This window comes from Bradyrhizobium sp. sBnM-33 (assembly GCF_032917945.1).
GTDB lineage: Bacteria > Pseudomonadota > Alphaproteobacteria > Rhizobiales > Xanthobacteraceae > Bradyrhizobium.
The window spans coordinates 7,163,772-7,185,569 of sequence record NZ_CP136624.1 but is presented as its reverse complement, the minus strand read 5'-3'; the positions used below and the strand labels follow the sequence as shown (position 1 = coordinate 7,185,569).

The following is a 21,798-nucleotide window of genomic DNA, read 5'->3' as shown; positions in this document are numbered from 1 at the left end:
TCGGGAAAAACTGGTGCTCAAACAATGCGATGAGGTTGTGTCTTTGACGTCACCCGGTGGCAGAATCCGCTGGGTGCGCTGCAATAGATCCTTGACTTCGTCAAGGTGAGTGATTACTCACGCCCCCATGTCTACCCTGCGCATGACCAGTGACTTGCGGCGGCAATTGATCTTGAGCGCCGCCAAGCGGTGCTTTGCCCGTCACGGCTTTGCCGGCACCACGACCAAGAGCGTAGCGGCGGCTGCTTCCATTTCGGAAGGGCTGTTGTTCAAGCACTTCCCGTCCAAAGCCTCGCTCTATGCCGAAATCCTCGCAGAGGAGTGCGAGGCCGATCCGGATTTCGCGCATTTGCTCGGCCAGGAGCCCTCAACTGCCACACTGGTTGAGCTGGTCAAGGGCATGGTTGGCCATTTCATGGAGGTGTCGGACGGCTCGGATCAGGAGGAAGCGCAGCGGCTGCGGCTGATGACGACCAGCCATCTCGATGACGGCGAGTTCGCGCGTTTGCTTTACGACAAGATCGCCGGTCTGATCGGGCCGGTATTCACAGCATCGATCGAGCGCGCTGTAGCGGCCGGCGACGCGACGCGGATCGGCAGCGATCCGCTCAACCTGTTCTGGTTCGCGCACCACACCGTGCTGATGGCGGCGCTGACGCGGCTTCCGGCCGTGCCCTGCCTTTCCTACGGCAACGCCGCCGACCTGGAGCGGCAGTTGTGTCAATTCATCCTGCGCGGCATCGGACTTACCCAAGCCGCAATTGCTTCTCATCTGGACGGCGAGCTGTCACCGAATTCGGGACAATCGGTAACTGCAGAAAGTGCATGACATGAATATCGTGACCGAACACAAGATTTCGGGCAAGCCGATAACGGAAAAGCCGCACAAGCGGCCGGTCCGCATGGTGCGGTGGCTCATCATCGTTGGAACGCTGCTGGCCCTGCTGGTTGGTGGCCTGGTCTGGTTCAACTACTTCCGCGGCAAGATGATCGCGCAGTTCTTCGCGACCATGAAGCCGCCGCCGACCAGCGTCAACATCGCCACGGCGACGTCCGAGACGATTCCGAATCTTCTGACCGCGGTCGGCGATCTCGCCGCCGTGCACCAGGTCAACGTGACCTCCGACGTCAACGGCCGCATCACCAATATCCTGTTTACGGCGGGCGCCAGCGTGAAGCAGGGCACGCCGCTGGTTCAGTTGTTCGACGGTCCCGAGCAAGCAGACCTCGCCAACTACAAGGCGCAGCAGCGGTTGGCGCAGCTCTCGCTGGATCGCGCCAAGCAGTTGGCCGAGCGTCAGGTCGGACCACAGGCGACGGTGGACAACGCCCAGGCTGTGTTCGACCAGGCCAGCGCCGGCATCGCCAGGACCGAAGCGATCATTTCGCAGAAGCTGGTGCGGGCGCCGTTCGATGGCGAACTCGGCGTTCGCAGGGTGGAAGTCGGACAATATCTGACTGCGGGCACGCAGATCGTCTCGCTGACCGATCTATCGATGTTATATGCGAACTTCACCGTGACGGAGAAGGATTCCGGCCAGCTCAAGGTCGGCCAGACCGTTCGTATCGGTGTCGACGCCTATCCGGGCCGCACCTTCGAGGGCAAGATCACCACCATCGAGCCGCAGATCGCGGCGGATACGCGCAACATTCGTGTCCAGGCGACTATCCAGAATCCGGACAAGATCCTTAAGCCCGGCATGTTCGCGACCACCACCGTGGTGCTGCCGGACAAGCCGCCGGTCGTCACCGTGCCCGAAACCGCGGTCGACTACACGCTCTATGGCGACTCGGTCTACCTCCTCAGTGAAAAGAAGGAAGAGGACGGCAAGACCAGCTTGATAGCGACGCGCACTTTCGTGCAGACCGGAAAGCGCATTGAGGGCCGCGCCGAAGTCCTGAAGGGCTTGAAGGAGGGCGACCGCGTCGTGGCGGTGGGACAGCTCAAGCTGCAGTCCGGAGCTGCCGTGACGATTTCGAACGATCCGGTGCCGGCGATTCCGGCGAAGCCGCCGCGCTACTGATAACGCGCTACTGATAAATGTTGCGGCTCTCTTGAGGAGCCGCGGCGAAAGAGGGGGGCGGTCTATGACTCGACCGCGCTCCGGAAATGCTGAATTCAGCGGGATATTTTACGATGGTCTTCACCGATATTTTCATCAAGCGCCCGGTTCTTTCGGTCGTCGTCAGCCTGCTGATCCTGCTGATCGGTCTGCGCGCCGCCAGCGTATTGCCGATCCGGCAATATCCGAAGCTGTCGAACACGGTGGTCAACATCATCACCTCATATCCGGGCGCGTCGGCTAATCTGATTCAAGGCTTCATCACCACGCCGATCGAGCAGGCGGTCGCTTCCGCCGAGGGCGTCGACTACATCACTTCCTCGTCGGTGCAGGGCACCAGCACGATTCAGGTCTACATCAAGCTGAATTTCGATCCGAACCAGGCGCTGACCGAAGTTCTCGCGAAGGTAAACTCGGTCAAATATCTGATCCCGAGGGAATCGAATGATCCGGTCGTGACCAAGACGACCGGCCAGACCACGGCCGTGATGTATCTCGGTTTCTCCAGCGACGAACTCTCGGGCTCGGCAATCTCTGACTATCTGACGCGCGTCGTGCAGCCGGTGCTGTCGACAGTCGACGGCGTCGCATCCGCCGACATCCTCGGCGGCCAGACATTTGCGATGCGGCTGTGGCTCGATCCGGTGCGGATGGCAGGCCGCGGCGTGTCGCCAAGCGACGTCTCGGCGGCGATCGCCGCGAACAACTTCCAGGCCGCGGCCGGTCAGTCCAAGGGCTACTTCATCGTCTCGAACGTCCAGACCAATACTGACTTACGGAATCTCGAGCAGTTCAAGAAGATGATCGTCAAGTCCAAGGACGGCGGCTTCGTGCGCGTGGAGGATATCGCGACCGTCGAACTTGCGGCGCAGAGCTCGGACGCGAGCGTCGCGTTCAGCGGCGAGCGTGCGATCTTCATCGGCGTGCAGGCGACCCCGCAAGGCAACCCGCTGACGTTGGTCAAGGGCGTGCGCGCGCTGTTTCCCGAACTAGAACGCAACCTGCCGCCGTCGATGAAGATGAAGGTGGCCTACGATTCCACCAAGTTCATTCAATCGTCGATCGATGAGGTGAAGAACACGCTGATCGAGGCCGTCCTGATCGTCGTGGTCGTGATCTTCCTGTTCCTGGCCTCGTTCCGCTCGGTCATCATTCCCGTGGTGACGATTCCGCTGTCGCTGATCGGCGTCTGCAGCCTGATGCTGATGATGGGATTCAGCTTCAATCTTCTGACGCTGCTGGCGATGGTGCTGGCGATCGGGCTCGTGGTCGACGACGCCATCGTGGTGGTGGAGAACATCCATCGCCATCTGGAGGAAGGAAAAACGCCGGTGCAGGCGTCGCTGCAAGGCGCGCGCGAAATCGTCGGCCCCGTGATCTCCATGACGATTACGCTTGCCGCCGTGTACGCGCCGATCGGCTTCCTCGGCGGCCTGACCGGTTCGCTGTTCCGCGAATTCGCCTTTACGCTGGCGGGCTCGGTGATCGTGTCGGGCGTGATCGCGTTGACGCTGTCGCCGATGATGTGCTCGGTCCTCCTGAAGAGCGCGGACGAGGGGCGGTTCTCGAGGCTGGTCAACAGGGTGTTCGGCTCAATGACACGCTGGTACGGCCGCCAGCTCGACCGCTCGCTCGACTATCGCCCGATCACCGGATTGTTCGCGTTGACGATGCTGGGTCTGGTCGGTTTTCTCTACATGAACACCTCCAAGGAGCTCGCGCCCGAGGAGGACCAGGGCATCGTGTTCTCGGTGACCAAGGCGCCGAAATACGCCAACATCGATTATATCGACTTCTATGGTGACAAGCTCGACAAGGCCTTTGCCAGTTTTCCGGAGACCGACCTGCGTTTCGTCCTGAACGGCATCAACGGGCCGCAGGGCGGCATCGCCGGCATGTTGCTCAAGCCGTGGGACGAGCGTGAGCGTTCCTCGATCAAGCTGAAGCCGCTGGTGCAGGAGGAGATCAGCAAGATCGAAGGCGTTCAGGCGTTTGCCTTCAACCTGCCGCCGTTGCCGGGCGGGCCCGGCGGCTTGCCGGTACAGATGGTGATCAATTCGACCGCCGGTTTTCAGGCCGTCTATGAGCAGATGGCGAAGCTGAAGGACGCGGCGCGCAAGAGCGGTCTGTTCATCGTCTCCGACAGCGACCTCGAATTCAATCAGCCGGTGGTTCGCGTCTCGGTCGACCGCTCCAAGGCGAGCGACCTCGGCATCAACATGTCACAGGTCGGCGCTACCTTGCAGACGCTGTTGGGCGGCAATTACGTCAATCGCTTCAACCTCGAGGGACGCTCGTATCAAGTGATCCCGCAGGTGCCGCGTGACAAGCGGTTGTCGCCAGAATCGCTTGGCGGTTACTACGTCCCGACCAACACCGGGCAGCTAGTGCCGCTGTCGACCATCGTTTCGATCGAAACCGCCACCGATCCGAATGCGCTGACGCATTACAACCAGCTCAATTCAGCGACGTTCTCGGCGGTGCCGATGCCGGGCGTGACGGTTGGGCAGGCGGTGGACTTCCTGGAGGGTGAAGCAAAGAAATTGCCGGCTGGTTTCGGTCACGACTATCTGGCCGACTCCCGCCAGTATGTGCAGGAAGGCAACCAGCTCGCGATCACGTTCGGTTTCGCGCTGATCATCATCTTCCTGGTACTGGCGGCGCAGTTCGAGAGCCTGCGTGACCCGCTGGTGATCATGATCAGCGTTCCCATGGCGATCGTCGGTGCGCTGATTCCGCTGTTCTTCGGCGTGGCGACCATCAACATCTACACCCAGGTCGGGTTGCTGACGCTGGTCGGCCTCATCACCAAGCACGGCATCCTGATGGTGGAGTTCGCCAACGAATTGCAGCTCAAGGAAGGTCTCGACAAGCGTTCGGCGATCGAGATGGCTGCCCGCATCCGGCTGCGGCCGATTCTGATGACGACGGCGGCGATGGTCACCGGTCTGATCCCGTTGCTGACAGCGACAGGCGCGGGCGCTGCCAGCCGGTTCTCGATCGGCCTCGTGGTCGTCGCGGGCATGTCGATTGGCACGCTGTTCACGCTGTTCGTGCTGCCGGCGGTCTATGTCTGGTTGGCCACCGATCACCAGGCCAAGGCCGGCTCCAAGCGGACCAAGGAGATCGCGGATTTCGATCTTGGCAGGTCGGCGCTCAAGCCGACCTGAGCGTTCACGTCGCGAGAAACGACGACGGCGGCAGCGGAAATCGCTGCCGCCGTTTTTCGTGTCGCAAGCCCGGCGACGCCGCCGGTTCCCCATGCTAGAAGGAAAGAAAAACAGGGGAGCCAACATGACGAGCGACTTTCCCGCCGGCAACTACCGCTTTATTCCCGCCGTGTTCCAGTATTCGGGCGGTGTCGCAGCCAATCCCGGATTTGAGATCGAGCGGGTGCGCTTCGACAAATGGCTGCCGCTGGCCGAAGGCTTTGCGCGGATCGCAAGGTACATCGAGGCGGCAGGCAGGCCGCTGACCTCGTTCTGCGCCTGCGAATTACGCTCGCCGGCGGCATTCACCGACGAGGGGTTCCGCAATTTCAACCTGCACTACGTCAAGACGCTCAGCGAGTGGGGGGTCTATGACGGCACGACTAATCCGGTGGCGCGCAGCAATGTCTGCCCGGAGATTGATCCGCCGGCCGAGCCGTCATTCTACGCCTTTTCGTTCACGCGGCCGAGCCAAAGCACGACGCCAAGCTTCGTGATCGCGGGCAGCGGCGAGTCGCAGGAGGGCAATGCGAGCTATGCCGAACGCACCGTGCGTTACCGCGACATCAGCCCCGAGGGTATTGCGGAGAAGGTCCGTTACGTGGCCGGCGTGATGGAGCGGCGCATGGGCGAGTTCGGATTCGGCTGGAAAGACGCGACGGATGTGCAGACCTACACCATCCACGATTTCCACCACGTCTTTGCCGACGCGCTGGTTCGCCGCGGCGCCGCGCGTTCGGGTTTGACCTGGCATTTTGCACGGCCGCCGGTGATCGATCTGGAATATGAGATGGATTGCCGAAGGGTGCTGCGGGAGTTGGTGATTTAGAGCCGCTGGTGGCATTAGTCGTCATTGCGAGGAGCCAACGGGGCGCGCGAATGCGCGCCCGATGACAGGCTCAGCGACGAAGCAATCCATCTTTCCCTTTGCGACGCTATGGATTGCTTCGCTTCGCTCGCAATGACGCCTCTACCGCTCCCTCGGATCCAGCGCGTCGCGCAAACCATCGCCGACCAGGTTGAACGACAGCACCACGAGGAAGATCGCCAGTCCCGGCCAGACCGCCATCCACGGCGCATTCGTCAGAAAGCGCTGCGCGGCGTTGAGCATGCTGCCCCAGGATGGCGCGGGCGGCTGCTGGCCGAGGCCGAGGAATGACAGCGCGGCTTCGGCGATGATCGCAGCCGCGATCGACAGCGTCGCCTGCACCAAGAGCGCCGGCATGATGTTCGGCAGGATGTGAAACAGCGCGATGCGCCAGCGCGGATTGCCCATGGCGCGCGCGGCCTCGACGTAATCCTCGACCTTGACGCTCATCACCTGGCCGCGCGTCAGCCGCACGAAGATCGGCGTCGCGGAGATGCCGATCGCGATCATGGCGTTGCCGAGACTGGGGCCCAGGAAGGCAGCGAGCGCGATGGCGAGGATCAGGAACGGGCAGGCCAGCATCGCATCCGTGATGCGGCTGATCAGGGCGTCGATGAAGCCGCCGCGATAGCCCGACAACAGGCCGAGCGGCACGCCGATCGACAGCGCGATCCCGACCGAGATGGCGCCGGCCAGAAGCGAAGCACGCGCGCCGTAGATCACCCGGGCGAGAATGTCGCGGCCGAGCTCGTCGGTGCCGAACCAGTGCAGCGCGGACGGCGGCTTGCGCACCAGCGACCAGCTTGTCGCGATCGGCTCATAGGGCGAGATCAGCGGCGCAAATACCGCGAGCAACACGAAGGTCGCGATCACGACAAGCCCGGCCATCGCGCCCTTGCGCTTGAACAGCCGGCGCAGCGCGCGGCGTGCCGGGCTCTCCAGTTCGTCGGAGACGGCAATCGGTAACGCGCTGAGCGTCGTGTCGGCCATGGCTTAAGTCCTCAGCCGAGGGTTGACGAGGACATAGCCGATGTCGGCAATGAGATTGAGCGTGATGTAGATCGTCGCCGTCGTCAGCACGACGCCTTGCACGACCGCGTAGTCGCGGTTGAAGACTGCGTCCACGATTAGCTTGCCGAAACCGGGAATCGAGAAGATCTGCTCGGTCAGCACCGCGCCCGACAACAGCGTGCCCAGTTCGAGCGCGCCGAGCGTGATCACCGGCGTCAGCGCGTTGCGCATGGCATGCTTGAGAATGACCGAGCGCTCGAGCAGGCCCTTGGCGCGGGCGGTGCGGACGTAATCGCTTTCCAGCACCTGCAGCATGGCGCTGCGGGTATGGCGCATCAGGATCGCGGCGATCGCGTTGCCGAGCACGAAGGCCGGCATAATGGTGGAGGCGATGCTGCCGCGCCAGTTCTCGGTCAGCGGCACATAGCCCGATGCCGGCAGCCAGCCGAGCTGGATCGAAAACAGGAAGATCAGCATGATGCCGAGCCAGAAATTCGGCGTCGAGATGCCCCACAGCGCAAAGAAATTGGCGCCATAGTCCCAGGCCGTACCTTTCTTTACCGCTGAAACTATGCCGGCGGGGATCCCGATCAGAAAGGCGATGACGATGGCCATCGACGCAAGCTGCATCGTGACCGGCAGCTTTCGGGCGATCAGTTCGCGCACCGGCACCTTGTTGCGCAAGGACTCGCCGAAATCGCCCGATAGCACGCCCTTGACCCAGTAGACATATTGCACCGGCACCGGCTGGTCGAGCCGGTACTGCTCGCGGATCTGCGCGATCACATCAGGATCGCGTTCCTCGCCGGCCATCACCAGCGCCGGATCGCCCGGCAGCAATTGCTGCAGCGAAAAGATCAGGATCGAGACGAAGAACAGCGTCGGGATGAGCTGGACGACGCGGCGCGCGAGGAAGTTCAGCATGATGCTATCCGTGTCCCGGGCGCAGCGCAGCGTGAAACGCTGCGCTGCAGAACCGGGACCCACGCGGGAGAGGCGGTAGGTCCCGGCTCAGCGTTGCACCGCTTCGCGCTGCAACGCGTCCGGGACACGAGACGACGCGCGCCATGCTCACTTCAGCTTCAATCCAACCACGCGCACCAGCCCGTCCGGCATCTGCTTGTAGCCTTCGAGCTTCGTCGTATGCGCGATCAGGATACGGCGGTGATAGATGTAGAGCAGCGGCTTCTCCTCCAGCACGATCTTGGCCAGTTTTTCATAGATCGCCTTGCGCTGCGCCTGATCGGTGACGAGGCGGCCCTCGTCAAGTAGCTTGTCGGCCTCCTTGTTGGACCAGCCACTGTAGTTCTGCGGTGCGTCGGTCTTCTGGAAAACGTAGGAATTGCCGTCCGGGTCGATCCGGCCGCTCCAGGCCAGCATGAAGGCCTGATACTCACCGGCTTCGGCCTGTTTCAGCGAGGTCGCAAATTCCGTGACCCTGAGCTTCATGTCGAATCCGGATTCAGAGGCCATCGACTGCACGACCTGAGCAACCGCTTCGGTCTCGGCGCCCTTCGGTACCATGAAATCGACGGTGACCGGCGGCGTGACGCCGGCTTCCTTCAACAGCGCCTTGGCTTTAGCGACGTCGCGACCACGAAGCGGAAAAGCTTTCTGATAGTAGGGATGATCCGGATTAATCCACTGATTGCCAGGTTTGAATTCGCCGTTGAACACCACCTGGTTGATGGCTTCGCGATCGAGCGAGAGATCGAGCGCCTGGCGAACCTTGGCGGACTGGCTGAGCGGTCCTTTGGCCTTGTCCTTGCCGATGTTAAGCGTAATGCCCTGATAGCCGAGCTCGATTGCGGTCGAAAGTTTTAGCCGTGAATCGGTCCGCACATCCTTGATGTCAGTGGCAAGCACACGCTCGATCAGGTCGAGCCCGCCGGATTTCAGATTGGCGAGGCGAACCGTAGCGTCGACGATCGGCAGGAACACGATGCGGTCGATGAACACATTATCCTTGTTCCAGTAGTCGGCGAACTTCTCGAATACCATACGGTCCTGTTGAACGCGCTCGACGAATTTGTAAGGCCCGGCGCAGACCGGACGAAGTCCGAACTTGTCGCCGGCCTCCTTGGCGGCCTTCGGCGAGACCATCATGCCGGCGCGGTCGGTAAGCTGCGCGATCAGCGGTGAGAACGGCGCCTTCAGTCCAAGCCTGATGGTAAGGGGATCAACCACCTCGACGCGATCGACGCTCGCCAGCTCCGGCTTGCGAAACGAGCCCTGCATGGTGAGGTGACGCTCAATCGAATATTTGGCGGCTTCGGCGTCCAGCGGCTCGCCATCGTGAAACTTGACGCCGGGCCGGAGCTTGATGGTGACTTCCTTGCCGTCGGCCGAAGTTTCGTGGCTCAGCGCGAGCTGCGGCACGATGTTGAGCTTCTCGTCGATGTCGAACAGCTTGTCGCAGAACGATGCGAATACGATGCGGCCGACATAGGTGCGGGCCACGGTCGGGTCGAGGATATCGGGGTCCTCGGCAAGCCCGATCCGCAGCGTGGTCTGGGCCTGAACGGCCGACGGAAGCGACAGCAGCAGCGCCGCTGCGGTGACTGCCAAACGAAAGATTTTCATTGCTGCCATCCCCTTATCCACGATTACACCGCACTTGGCCGTGTCCTTGGTACATCAACCCCGACGCGGCCTGCACCTTCCGTGCCACCGCTGAAGGCGGCGACCAATTTTTCCAGCACCGGCGAAAATCCGCCATCGGCGGGAACGATGGCCCCGGGCGACGGCAATTCGGCCGTGCGGTGACACGCCGTCGCGTGTCCCGTGCCGTCGGCGAGCAGGAGAGGAATTTCGGTGCGGCAGCGCTCGATGACGTAAGGGCAGCGGGTATGAAATCGGCAGCCGGAAGGCGGATTGAGCGCGCTCGGCATCTCGCCTTCCAGCACGATGCGGCCGCGCCGGGCCTGCGGTTTGGGTACGGGAATCGCCGACAGGAGCGCGCGGCTATAGGGATGCCGGGGCGCGGCGAACAGCGCCTCGGCGTCCGCAGTCTCGACAATGCCGCCGAGATTCATCACGGCGACGCGGTCGGCGATGTGCTTCACGACCGCCAGATCGTGTGAGACGAAGATGTAGGCGAGGCCGAGCCGCTGTTGCAGGTCGCGCAGCAGGTTGAGGATTTGCGAGCGAATCGAAACATCGAGCGCGGAGACCGGCTCGTCGCAGATGATCAGTTTTGGCTGCACAGCGAGCGCCCGCGCAATCGCGATGCGCTGGCGCTGGCCGCCGGAAAATTCGTGCGGGTAGCGGCGGGCAAAGCGCGGCTCGAGCCCGACCAGGCGCAGCAGCTCTTCGACACGTTCACGGCGGCGCGGGGCCGGTACCAGATCGTGCAGCGCCAGCGGCTCGGTCAGGATCTGGCTCACCGTCATGCGCGGATTCAGCGATCCATAAGGGTCCTGGAAAATGATCTGCGCATCGCGGCGGAATGCACGCAATTCATTGGCATTGAGCGCGCCGAGGTCGCTGCCCTCGAAGCGAACGGCTCCTGCATCCGGCTCGATCAACCGCAGCACCAGCCGGCTTACGGTGGATTTACCGCAGCCGGATTCGCCGACCAGCGCCAGCGTCTTGCCGGCCTCGACCGTGAAGCTGACGCCATCGACTGCCTTCACGTAGGCCGTTGGCCGGCCAAACACCGACCGAGCGGCGACGAAATGTTTCACCAGGCCTTCGACTTCGAGAAGGACGGTCATCGCTGACGTTCCTCGTGTCCCGGGCGCGGCGCAACGCGAAGCGTTGCTCCGCAGAACCGGGACCCATCTCGCAACGGACCGCAGGTAGGCCCTGGTTTAGCAGTGCACCACTGCGCTTTGCTTGCGCTGCACTGCGCCCGGGGCACGAGCGTCGAGAGCGTCGCGGTCATGATACCAGCAGCTCCAGCGGCGCGCGGACGCAGCGCGAGACGTGACCAGGGCTCACCATCGCAAGCGGCGGCGGTGCGGCGATGCAGGCGTCGAGCGCGAACGGACAGCGCGCGGCGAAGCGGCAGCCGGGTGGCGGGTTCGTCATGTTCGGCACCATGCCCTCGATCGTCGCCAGGTGCGCCGTGCGGCGGCCGAGCCGCGGGATCGAGCCGAGCAGCCCGACGGTGTAGGGATGCTGCGGGCTGGCAAAGAGCTCGTCGACCGGCGCCCGTTCGACGATCTCGCCGGCATACATCACCGCGACCTCGTCGCAGACTTCCGCGACCACGCCGAGATCGTGGGTGATCAGGATGATCGCGGCACCGCTCGCGGCCTTCAGTTCTCGCATCAGGTCGAGGATCTGCGCCTGCAGGGTGACGTCGAGCGCGGTGGTCGGCTCGTCGGCGATCAGGAGCCGCGGATCGCAGGCCAGCGCCATTGCGATCATCACGCGCTGGCGCATGCCGCCGGACAGCTTGTGCGGATATTCGTCGACACGTTTCTCAGGCGAGGGGATATGCACCCGCCGCAACAGCTCGATCGCGCGCTCGCGCGCCTGCCGCCGCGACCCGCCGCGATGGCGCAGGATGGTCTCGATGATTTGGTCGCCGATGGTGAAGCTCGGATTGAGCGAAGTCATCGGCTCCTGAAAGATCATCGCGAGTCGGTTGCCGCGCAAATCGCGCAGCGTATCGTCGGGAATGTCGAGGAGATCAAAACCGTCGAAACGGATCGAACCCGACACCTCAGCGGAGCGCTTTGGCAACAATCCCATGACGGCGAGCGAGGTCACGCTCTTGCCGCAGCCGGATTCGCCGACGAGACCAAGCGTCGCGCCATTGGCGACGCTGAGATCGACACCATCGACTGCGTGCGTGGTACGGCCGTCATCGCCGTGGAAGACCACGCGCAGGCCCTCGATTTCGATCAGCGGGCTCGCGGTCATGCCTTGCCCGCCGCCGCCTCGATGCGGGCATCGATGACCGTGCGGTCGGTGATCCCGGCCGGATTTTTGCGCGTCGGCAGGAAGGGGCGGAAATGCACCCAGCGCTCGCGGCTCACTTGTTCGAGACGTTCAAGTTCGGCCAATGGATCGGTATGGTCGTCGACACGCAGGTCGAGATCGGACCATTCTTCCTCGCCATGGATCAACAGCGCCGCCGATTGCTTGCCGCGCTTGTCGCCGCCGGCCGCTTCGCCGGCCTTCATCGCTACGATCAGCCGTTGCGCAAAGGGCAGGTTGGCATTGGCGACAAAGGCCTTCGCCGCGTCGTCGAGCACGGCGGCGCCCGTCAGCATGTTGCCAGCGAGGGAGAAGCCGTCACCCTGGATATGCCCACACCAGTCGATGCATTCGCGGCCGGTATGCGCTGCGATGCGGCCCTTGATATCCATGACATGAAGTTGGCGGGCCTCGCGTCCATCGTCGGCAGCGAGCAGAATGTCGACCACCTCGCGGGGGCTGCGGCCTTCGCGCAACAGCTTCACACCATCGATGCCGTAATAGGGATTGACCAACGCCTGCGTCGCGATGCCGCCGACGCCGGGCGCGATATGTGGCACGCGCGCGCCGACGGCGAAAAATCGGGTCGCGACAGCGATGCCGGTCTGACCGGTTGAGGTATCACGGGCAATGATCGACCAGGTCATCTCAAGTCGCCTCTATCGGCCCGCCGCGTAGCCCTGCATGCCCCTGGGGTTGGCGGCGGCTCGGCGGCGGCGGCCGACCTTGGAGGCTGCGGTGAGGCGGCCTTCCGACCAGTCGGGACCGATCTCGACGACATGGTCGCGGCTCTTCAACGTGTCGACGGTCGCCTTCGGCACGCGGCTTTCGAGCACGAGCACGCCGGGGCGCGCGGTACGCGGCCAGAACGAGATCGGGAAATGTTCGGAGTGCCACGCCGGTGCGTCGATCGCTTCCTGCAGGTTCAGCTTGGCGTGGACATGTCGCAGGAAGAACTGCGTGGTCCATTGATCCTGCTGGTCGCCACCGGGCGAGCCCCAGGCCATGTAAGGCTCGCCGTCGCGCAGCGCCATGGTGGGCGAGAGGGTGGTGCGCGGGCGCTTGCCGGGCGCAAGTGCTGCCGGGTGATCTTCCTCCAGCCAGAACATCTGCGCGCGGCTGCCGAGGCAGAAGCCGAGTTCGGGAATGACCGGCGAGGATTGCAGCCAGCCGCCGGACGGCGTGGCCGAGACCATGTTGCCGGCCTGGTCGATGATGTCGAAATGCACGGTGTCGCCGCGCACCTCGCCGAACCGGCCGACCGTCGGCTCGCCCGCGCCCATCGCACCGACCGCCTCGCGATGGCCCTCCGCCCGGCGCAGCTTGACGACCGAGCCAAAGCCTTCGACCGAGCCGGGGATGAAATCGAGCGAGGCCTTGTCCCTTGAGATCAGCTTGCGGCGTTCGTCATTATAGGCGTCCGACAAGAGCGTCGCGATCGGGATGTCGGTGAATTTCGGGTCGCCATAAAACTTCTCGCGATCGGCGAAGGCGAGTTTTGCGCATTCGATCTGCAGATGGATGAAGTCAGGCCCGGCAGGGTCGAGGCCGTCGAGCTCAAAGCCCTTTAGCAGCGCGAGCTGCTGTAGCATCACCGGCCCCTGGCTCCAGACGCCGGGCTTGCAGACGGTGTAGCGGCCATAGTCGTAGGTGAGCGGCGCCTCGACGGTCGGCTGCCAGCGCGCCATGTCGTCGGCGGAAAGCACTCCGCGGTGCGGTGAGCCGCTGACGTCCATCACTTCCTGCGTGCGGCAGAAGTTGTCGATCGCTTCCGCCACGAAACCCTGCGACCAGGACTTTCGCGCACGCTCGATCTGTGCGACGCGATCGCCGCCTGCGCTTTCCGCCTCTTTAAGGATGCGGGCGTAGGTTTCGGAGAGCTGCGTGTTGGTGAACAGCGTGCCCGGTCTCGGTACTTCGTTGTTCGGCAGGTAGACCGCCGCCGAGGTCGTCCAGTGCTTCCTGAACAACTGCTCGACGACCTGGATGGTTGCGGAAGCGCGCTCGACCAGCGGATAGCCGTCGCGGGCGTAGGCGATCGCCGGCTCCAGCACATCGCGCAGCCGCATCGTGCCGTAATCGCGCAAGAGCAGCATCCAGGATTCGAACGTGCCGGGCACGCAGGCGGCGAGCAGCCCGGTGCCGGGCACCATTTCCAGGCCTTCGCTCTTGTAGTGCGCGATGGTGGCTTTCGCGGGCGCGGGACCCTGACCGCAGATCACCTCGGTGCGGCCGCGCTTGATATCATGCACGATGATCGGCACGTCGCCTCCGGGGCCGTTCAGGTGCGGCTCCACCACCTGCAGCGTGAAGGCGGTGGCAACGCCGGCATCGAATGCGTTGCCGCCTTTTTCCAGAATGCTCATCCCGACGGCGGTCGCGATCCAGTGGGTCGAGGTCACGACGCCAAAGGTGCCTTCGATCTCCGGCCTTGTGGTGAACGGATCGGGATTGATGTTGCTCATGGGAATCCAATGCCGTGGTATCGCGGTGCTGAAACACTTGACCACAGGCGGGGCTGGATGCCAACCGCTGGGATGCCACGCAATGCACCCATCTCCGTGATCATACCAAGGCGGTGGCCTCAACCGGATGGTTGACAGCATGGCAGGCAACCCCATCGATCAAAGCGGGCGCTTGCCGCCGGCACAGATCGAACGCGAGCGGGCAACGCGGGTTGAAGGCGCAGCCGGGCGGCGGATCGATCGGATTTGGGATCTCGCCCTTGACCGGAATACGTTGCCGGCCGGACATCGCGAGATCAGGAACAGCGCCGAGCAGCATTTTGGTGTAGGGCATCCGCGGATTGGCGAACAATTCGCGGCCCTCGGCGATTTCAACAATACGACCGAGATACATCACGCCGATGCGCGTCGCCATGTGGCGGACCACGGCGAGGTTATGGCTGATGAGGAGATAGGTCAGGCCGAATTTGTCCTGCAGGTCGCGCATCAGATTGAGGATCTGCGCCTGCACGGAGACATCGAGCGCCGAGGTCGGCTCGTCGCAAACAATGAACTCGGCATCTGACGCCAGCGCGCGCGCAATCGCGATGCGCTGGCGCTGGCCGCCGGAGAATTCATGCGGATATTTTAGCCCGTCATCGGGATGAAGGCCCACGAGATTCAACAATTCGCCGACGCGCAGGCGGATATTGCGCTCGCCCTGGATCAAGTCGAAGGCGCGGATCGGCTCGGAGACGATGGCGTCGACCCGGAAGCGGGGATTGAGGCTCGCGTAGGGATCCTGAAAAATCATCTGGATCCGTCGGCGCAGCCGCTGCCGTGCGTGGGCCTGCCTGGGATTAGTCATGGAGATGCCGTCGATGATGACTTCGCCCGAAGTCGGCGGCAGCAACCCCACCACCATCCGCGCCACGGTGGTCTTGCCCGAGCCGGATTCCCCGACGAGAGCAAAAGTCTCGCCCTTTCGGATGTCGAACGTCACGCCGTCGACCGCCTTCAGGAATTCCAGATGGCCACCTTCCAGCACGCGGTTGAGCCACGGCTTTGAGACGTCGAACACGCGGCGCAAATTCCTCACATCGACAAAGGGCGGGCTCATGCCGCGGTCTCCTTCGCCGCTACGTGGGGCGCGGTATCGAAGAGATGGCAGGCTACGGCGTGCGAGCCGTGCTTGAGCGGCTCCGGCCGATCGACGCGGCAACGGTCGAATGCAAAGGCGCAGCGTGGATTGAACGAGCAGCCCGGCGGGATCGCCGACAGCCGTGGCATCGAGCCCGGTATCTGCACCAACCGCTTGCCTTCGCCCGCCAGCGTCGGGATCGCGCCCATCAGGCCCTTGGCGTAGGGGTGCAGCGGATTCTGCACGACGTCCTGCACCGGGCCAATTTCGGCGATCCGGCCCGAATACATCACCGCGACCCGGTCGGAGGTCTCGGCGATCACGCCCATGTCGTGGGTGACCAGCATCACCGCCGTGCCGTGGTCGCGCCCGAGCCGTTTGATCAGCGAGATGATCTGCGCCTGCACGGAAACGTCGAGCGCGGTGGTCGGCTCGTCGGCGATGATCAGTTCCGGCTCGGCGCAGATCGCCAGCGCAATCACGACGCGCTGGCGCATGCCGCCGGAGAATTCGTGCGGATAGGCGTCGATGCGTTTGTCCGGCGCGGGGATGCCGACCTCGGCCAAGAGATCGATGGCGCGCTTGCGCGCTGCGGTCTCAGAAAGATTCATGTGGGTCCGGATCGTCTCGACGATCTGGTCGCCGATCCGGTAGAGCGGATTGAGGCTCGTCAGCGGATCCTGAAAAATCATCCCGATCCGTTTGCCCCGGATACGGCGGATTTCTTCCGGCGGCAGGTGATCGATCCGCGTTCCCGAGAGATAGATCTCGCCGCCCGAAATGCGGCCGGGGGGATCGATCAGTCCGATCACGGCTAGTCCCGTGACCGATTTGCCGGCGCCGGATTCGCCGACCACGCCGAGCACTTCGCCCTTGGCGATATCGAAAGAAACGCCGTTGATGGCGCGCAGCGTGCTGCGGCGGGTGAGGAATTCCACCTCGAGGTTACGCACGGAGAGGACGGGAACGGTCATCGGAGTTTTGGATTGAGCGCGTCGCGCAGCCAGTCGCCGAGCAGGTTGATCGAGAGGATAAGTCCCGCCAGCGCGATGCCGGGGAAGGCGACGATCCACCATTCGCCGGCGAACAGGTAGTTGTTGCCGATCCGGATCAGGGTGCCGAGCGAGGGCATGGTATCGGGCATGCCGGCGCCCAGGAACGAGAGGGTCGCCTCGGTGATGATGGCGAGCGCAAGGTTGATGGTCGCGATCACGAGAATCGGGCCCATGGTGTTGGGTAGCACGTGCCGCAGCATGATCTTGGGCGCAGGCAGGCCGATCAGTTGCGCGGCCGCGACATAGTCCTTGTTCTTCTCGACCATCACCGAGCCACGCACGGTGCGGGCGTATTGCACCCAGAAACTGAGACCGATCGCAACCACCAGCACTGCCAGCGTGCTCATGGCATCCAGCCGGTTGCCGAACACGGATTTGGCGACGCCGTTGACCAATAGCGCGATCAGGATCGCCGGGAAGGTGAGCTGCACGTCGGCGATGCGCATGATCAGCCCGTCGACCGCGCCACCGACATAGCCTGCAATGAGGCCAAGCGTAATGCCGAGCGTGCCGGCGAAGATAACGCCGAGCACGCCAACGACGAGCGAAATCCGCAAGCCATAGAGGATGGCAGAAAACACGTCGCGGCCCTGTTCATCGGTGCCGAGCAGGAACGGACTTTGACCCTCGGCGGTCCACAGCGGCGAGATCCGCGAATTCATCAATTGCAGTTGCGCCGGGTCGAACGGGTTTTGCACGGCGAGTTGCGATGCGAAGATCGCCAGCAAGAAGAACAGGACCGTTACCGCCGCCGCCACCATCGTCATTCGGGAGCGGCGGAACGAGTAAAAGATATCGCTGTCGAGCACGCGCTTCAGCCAGCTCGCGTTCGAGCGCGCCCGCTGCGGGCTCGACTCTATTCGGTGTGGTACTACGGCGTCAGACATATCAGTCTCGCTTATGCCGGACGGCGGATGGTCGAGCGCAGGCGCGGATCGACGACGGTGTAGAGGATATCGACCACCAAGTTGATGGTAACGAAAATCAGCGACACCATCAGCAGGTAGGCGGCCATGATTGGAATATCGACATTTTGCACGGCCTGCACGAACAACAATCCCATACCTGGCCACTGGAAGACGGTTTCGGTGATGATGGCAAATGCAATAACCGAGCCAAACTGCAGCCCGGCGACGGTGATAACGGGAACCAGCGTGTTCTTCAGCGCGTGGCCGAAGTGGATCGCGCGCGTGGTGAGGCCGCGGGCGCGAGCGAAGCGGATGTAGTCGGTACGGAGCACTTCGAGCATTTCAGCGCGCACCAGTCGCATGATCAGGGTCATCTGGAACAGACCAAGCGTGATCGAGGGCATGATCAGCGCCTTCAGGCCGGAAAGAGTAAGCAGTCCGGTGGTCCACCATCCGATCCGCACCACGTCGCCGCGGCCGAATGAAGGCAGCCAGCCTAGCGTCACCGAGAACAGATAGATCAGGAGAATGCCGATCAGGAAGGTCGGCAGCGAGATTCCGATCAGCGACACCGCCTGGAAGAATTTTGTTAGAATCGTATCGCGCCGCAGCGCCGAATAGACCCCCATCAGGATGCCGAACACCATGGCGAGAACTGTGGCGCAGGCGGCAAGCTCCAGCGTCGCCGGCATTCGTTCCATCAACAGGTTCGAAACCGGCTGACGGAACTGATAGGAGACCCCGAACTTGAATTGCGCGGCATTGGCGAAATAGCGTGCGAACTGCACCGGCACGGGATCGTCGAGGCCGAGCGACTTGCGGACCGCCTCGCGTTCGGCGGCTGGCGTGTCCAATGAGACGATCTGGTTGACGGGATCGCCGGCGAAACGGAACATCGAGAACGCGATCACGCCGACTGCGATCATGACGCCGATGGCCTGGATAGCGCGGCGAAGAGTGAAAGCGAGCATGTATTCCTTTCACTGCTCTCTTGGTGCGGCGGCACACGTCGCTGTCGCCTGGAAACGAAAAGTCCCGGAAGTCGCTAAGCCGCCGGGACCTGTGTCGAGCCCGACTAGTCCTGTTTGGTCGCCCAGTAGAGCAGGACCTGATTGTCGGCGCGCTGGCTCAGTTTCACTTTCTTTGACACACCCCATGCCAGCGCCTGCTGATGCAGCGGGATGTATGCGAAATCCTTCTGAGCGATCTCGTACGCTTGCTTGATCAGGAGATCGCGCTTGGTCATGTCGGATTCCTGCAGCACCTTGTCGGTGAGGGCGTCGAGGTTCTTGTTGCAGTAGCCGCCGAGATTGGCTTCGCCGCGCGCCGATTTCGGGTCGTCGCGGCAACCCATGATGTCGAACAGGACGTTATGGGAGTCGAGCGTGCCGGGTGTCCAGCCGAGCAGATAGAACGAGGTCTGGTAGCCGCCGGGCTTCAACACCTTGGCGAAATACTGCGCCTTGGGCTGCGCCAGCAGCGTCACCTTGACGCCGATGCGGGCCAGCATGCCGACGACCGCCTGACAGATCCCGGCGTCGTTGACATAGCGGTCGTTCGGGCAATCCATCGTGACTTCGAATCCATCGGGATAGCCGGCTTCGGCCAGAAGCTTCTTGGCGCCGTCGGGATCGAATTTCGGCCGCGTGAAGTCGCCGGACAGTTTGAACAGTTGCGGTGCGATCATCAGCGCCGAGGGCGTCGACAGGCCGCGCATGACGCGGGTCTTGATCAACTCGATATCGACAGCCTTGAAGAAGGCCTCGCGCACCTTGACGTCCTTGAACGGGTTCTTGCCCTTGACGTTGGAGTAGAGCAATTCGTCGCGGACCTGATCCATGCCAAGGAAGATGGTGCGGAGTTCCGGTCCCTTCAGCACCTGGGCGTTCGGGCTGGAATCGACGCGCGTGATATCCTGGATCGGAACCGGCTCGATGACGTCGACTTCGCCCGAGAGCAGTGCGGCCACGCGGGTGGCGTCGGAGCCGATCGGCGTGAAGATGATTTCCTTGAGATTATGTTCGGGCTTGCGCCACCAGTTCGGATTGGCCTTGAACACGGTCTTGACGCCGGGCTGATGGCTTTCGATCGTGAAGGGGCCGGTGCCGTTGGCGTTGAGTGAGGCGAAGCTCGGTGTGGTTGCCGCCGCGGGTGTCGGGTCGACGGAATTGTTCGCCTCGGCCCATTTCTTGCTCATGATGTACCAAGTATCCCATTGCGAATTGAGAATGGGATTGGGCGAGGTCAGGATGAAGTCCACCGTGTAGTCATCGACCTTGACGACCTTGGCATCGGAGGGAATGCGTGTCTGCAGGTTCGAGCCCTTCTTGCGGACACGATCCGCCGAGAAAACGACATCGTCGGCGGTGAACGGATCGCCGTTGTGGAATTTCACGCCCTTGCGCAGATGGAACCGCCAGCGGGTTGGCTCCGGCGTTTCCCATTTCTCCGCCAGAGCGGGGATGATCTTCAGATCCCTATCGCGGGTAGTAAGGCCTTCGAAGACATGACCGAGATGGGCGTGGGTGGTGCTCTCGTTCAGCGTGTGCGGGTCGAGCGACTTGAGGTCGCCCTGATTGGCATAGCGCAGGCTCTGGGCCGATGCCGGCGCCATCGCCACGGCAAGGATGGAAGCCGTGACCGCTGCAAGCAAAGTCTGACGTACCGACATTTGTTCGATTTCCCCACTTTGATCAGCAATTTCCGCCGGATATTGCCGAGCCATGTTGCCAGAGTCCAGCCACTGCGCAAGCTTCATTATCCCGCAGTGCGTGCCGGTTTGCGCGGCGGTGCGGCAATGACTAGTCTCACCTTAAGACGTATGCGCAAGCACGTTACATTGAACTTTCGGAGTGCCGGATGACGGAACTGAAGGCCGACGTTCTCGTCCTGGGTGCGGGCATGGTCGGCGTCAGTGCGGCTTTGCACCTGCAGAAGCGCGGCCGGAACGTGGTTCTGATCGACCGCCATGAGACAGCCGGCGAGGAAACCAGTTACGGCAATGGTGGGCTGATCGAATGCGCTTCGGTCTTTCCCTACATGTTTCCGCGGGACGTGGGCCAGATCCTGCGCTACGCGTTTCTTCGCGCGCCGCAGGTGCGTTACCATTTCAGGGATTTGCCGGTCATCCTGCCGTGGCTGACCCGGTATTTCCTCGCCTCGTCGCCGGAGCGTGCACTGCACAGTGCAATGGCCGAATTGCCGCTGATCCAGCGCAGCCTGATCGAGCATGAGGCACTGATTGCGGAAGCCAATGTACCCGAGCTGTTGCGGCGGACCGGTTGGATCAAGCTGTTTCGCTCCGAGGCGACGCTTGCGAGCGCGGTGAAGGATCTCGAGCGCGCCAAGCAGCATGGCGTGGCAGGAGAAGTGCTGGATGAGGCCGCGATATCAGCGCGGGAGCCGCATCTGACCGGCGATTTCGCGGGCGCAATCCATTTTCCCGCGCCGGGATTCGTGCCCGATCCCGGTGGGCTGGCCAAGGCCTATGCGGCGCTGTTCGGCCGCAAGGGCGGGCGCTATCTGGTCGGCGATGCCCGAACGCTCGAACAGTCGAGCGGACGCTGGCAGGTGGCGACGCTGGAAGGCACGATTACGGCGCGCGACGTGGTGGTGGCGATGGGCCCCTGGTCGGACCAGATCCTCGCTCCGCTCGGTTATTCGATCCCGCTTCAGGTCAAGCGTGGTTACCATTTGCACCTCAAGCCGCGCGGCAATGCGGTCTTGAATCATCCCGTGCTGGACACTGACCTCGGTTATCTCCTGGCGCCGATGAACCGCGGCATTCGGCTCACGACCGGCGCCGAGTTTGCCCACCGCGATGCACCACCAACGCCGATCCAAGTCGAGCAGGCCCTGCCGCGGGCGCACAGACTGTTCCCGCTCGGCGATCCGGTCGACACCAAACCCTGGATGGGTGCGCGGCCCTGCCTGCCGGATATGCTGCCGGTGATCGGCAAGGCGCCCCGCCATGGCGGGCTATGGTTCGATTTCGGCCACCAGCACCATGGCCTGACGCTCGGACCCGCGACCGCCCGCCTGCTGGCCGAAATGATGACCGGCGAGACCCCGTTTGCCGATGTCAGACCGTTCGCCATCGAACGCTTTGGTTGACCATATCGGGAATTGAAGGGACCGGGGACCGGCTCTGGTCCTTGCATGACTCGGTCC

General features: G+C 63.0%; 17 protein-coding genes. 5 read left to right on the top strand and 12 right to left on the bottom strand.

Annotation, left to right across the window (positions count from 1 at the left end; all coding sequences use genetic code 11):
• The first annotated feature begins 127 nt into the window (after window positions 1-127).
• The 4 genes from RX328_RS33805 to RX328_RS33790 all read left to right on the top strand — a co-directional run bounded on the left by RX328_RS33805 (window position 128) and on the right by RX328_RS33790 (window position 6,101).
• Window positions 128-829, top strand: a complete 702-nt coding sequence (locus RX328_RS33805; protein ID WP_213252150.1) for a TetR/AcrR family transcriptional regulator — start codon at window positions 128-130, stop codon at window positions 827-829.
• A gap of 1 nt (window position 830) precedes the next feature.
• Window positions 831-2,024 carry an efflux RND transporter periplasmic adaptor subunit gene (locus RX328_RS33800; protein WP_213252149.1) on the top strand — a complete coding sequence of 398 codons (1,194 nt, stop codon included), beginning with the start codon at window positions 831-833 and terminating at the stop codon, window positions 2,022-2,024.
• A 113-nt stretch (window positions 2,025-2,137) separates the two neighbouring features.
• Window positions 2,138-5,233, top strand: coding sequence for a MexW/MexI family multidrug efflux RND transporter permease subunit (locus RX328_RS33795; protein ID WP_213252148.1), 3,096 nt, complete (start codon window positions 2,138-2,140; stop codon window positions 5,231-5,233).
• A 124-nt stretch (window positions 5,234-5,357) separates the two neighbouring features.
• On the top strand, window positions 5,358-6,101 hold the full coding sequence (locus RX328_RS33790; protein WP_213252147.1) for a hypothetical protein: 744 nt from the start codon (window positions 5,358-5,360) through the stop codon (window positions 6,099-6,101).
• Window positions 6,102-6,242: 141 nt separating this feature from the next.
• On the opposite strand, the gene RX328_RS33785 is transcribed toward RX328_RS33790, so the two are convergent.
• From RX328_RS33785 to RX328_RS33730, 12 genes are all read right to left on the bottom strand, one after another.
• Window positions 6,243-7,130, bottom strand: a complete 888-nt coding sequence (locus tag RX328_RS33785) for an ABC transporter permease (protein WP_213252146.1) — start codon at window positions 7,128-7,130, stop codon at window positions 6,243-6,245.
• Between the two features lie 3 nt (window positions 7,131-7,133).
• Window positions 7,134-8,075, bottom strand: a complete 942-nt coding sequence (locus RX328_RS33780; RefSeq protein WP_213252145.1) for an ABC transporter permease — start codon at window positions 8,073-8,075, stop codon at window positions 7,134-7,136.
• A gap of 147 nt (window positions 8,076-8,222) precedes the next feature.
• A complete protein-coding gene (locus RX328_RS33775) occupies window positions 8,223-9,734 on the bottom strand; it encodes an ABC transporter substrate-binding protein (RefSeq protein ID WP_213252144.1) in 1,512 nt (503 codons plus the stop codon).
• A gap of 23 nt (window positions 9,735-9,757) precedes the next feature.
• Window positions 9,758-10,867, bottom strand: a complete 1,110-nt coding sequence (locus RX328_RS33770) for an ABC transporter ATP-binding protein (protein ID WP_213252143.1) — start codon at window positions 10,865-10,867, stop codon at window positions 9,758-9,760.
• A 166-nt stretch (window positions 10,868-11,033) separates the two neighbouring features.
• Complete coding sequence (locus RX328_RS33765) at window positions 11,034-12,023, bottom strand: ABC transporter ATP-binding protein (RefSeq protein WP_213252142.1); 990 nt, start codon at window positions 12,021-12,023, stop codon at window positions 11,034-11,036.
• Window positions 12,020-12,727, bottom strand: a complete 708-nt coding sequence (locus tag RX328_RS33760) for a DUF1028 domain-containing protein (RefSeq protein WP_213252141.1) — start codon at window positions 12,725-12,727, stop codon at window positions 12,020-12,022. Before RX328_RS33760 ends, RX328_RS33765 begins: the two co-directional genes overlap by 4 nt.
• A gap of 12 nt (window positions 12,728-12,739) precedes the next feature.
• Entirely contained in the window at window positions 12,740-14,545 is a 1,806-nt protein-coding gene (locus RX328_RS33755; protein ID WP_213252140.1) for a gamma-glutamyltransferase family protein, read from the bottom strand.
• Between the two features lie 100 nt (window positions 14,546-14,645).
• Window positions 14,646-15,644, bottom strand: a complete 999-nt coding sequence (locus RX328_RS33750) for an ABC transporter ATP-binding protein (protein WP_213252139.1) — start codon at window positions 15,642-15,644, stop codon at window positions 14,646-14,648.
• On the bottom strand, window positions 15,641-16,639 hold the full coding sequence (locus tag RX328_RS33745; protein WP_213252138.1) for an ABC transporter ATP-binding protein: 999 nt from the start codon (window positions 16,637-16,639) through the stop codon (window positions 15,641-15,643). The genes RX328_RS33750 and RX328_RS33745 overlap by 4 nt, the downstream gene beginning before the upstream one ends.
• Window positions 16,636-17,607, bottom strand: a complete 972-nt coding sequence (locus tag RX328_RS33740; RefSeq protein WP_213252137.1) for an ABC transporter permease — start codon at window positions 17,605-17,607, stop codon at window positions 16,636-16,638. Before RX328_RS33740 ends, RX328_RS33745 begins: the two co-directional genes overlap by 4 nt.
• 11 nt (window positions 17,608-17,618) lie before the next feature.
• A complete protein-coding gene (locus RX328_RS33735; protein ID WP_057844461.1) occupies window positions 17,619-18,599 on the bottom strand; it encodes an ABC transporter permease in 981 nt (326 codons plus the stop codon).
• A gap of 104 nt (window positions 18,600-18,703) precedes the next feature.
• Entirely contained in the window at window positions 18,704-20,299 is a 1,596-nt protein-coding gene (locus tag RX328_RS33730; protein ID WP_213252136.1) for an ABC transporter substrate-binding protein, read from the bottom strand.
• Between the two features lie 188 nt (window positions 20,300-20,487).
• Between RX328_RS33730 and RX328_RS33725 the strand changes: the two genes are divergently transcribed.
• The gene (locus RX328_RS33725; protein WP_213252135.1) at window positions 20,488-21,741 is read left to right on the top strand and encodes an NAD(P)/FAD-dependent oxidoreductase; all 1,254 of its coding nucleotides are present in this window, start codon (window positions 20,488-20,490) and stop codon (window positions 21,739-21,741) included.
• Window positions 21,742-21,798: the final 57 nt, after the last annotated feature.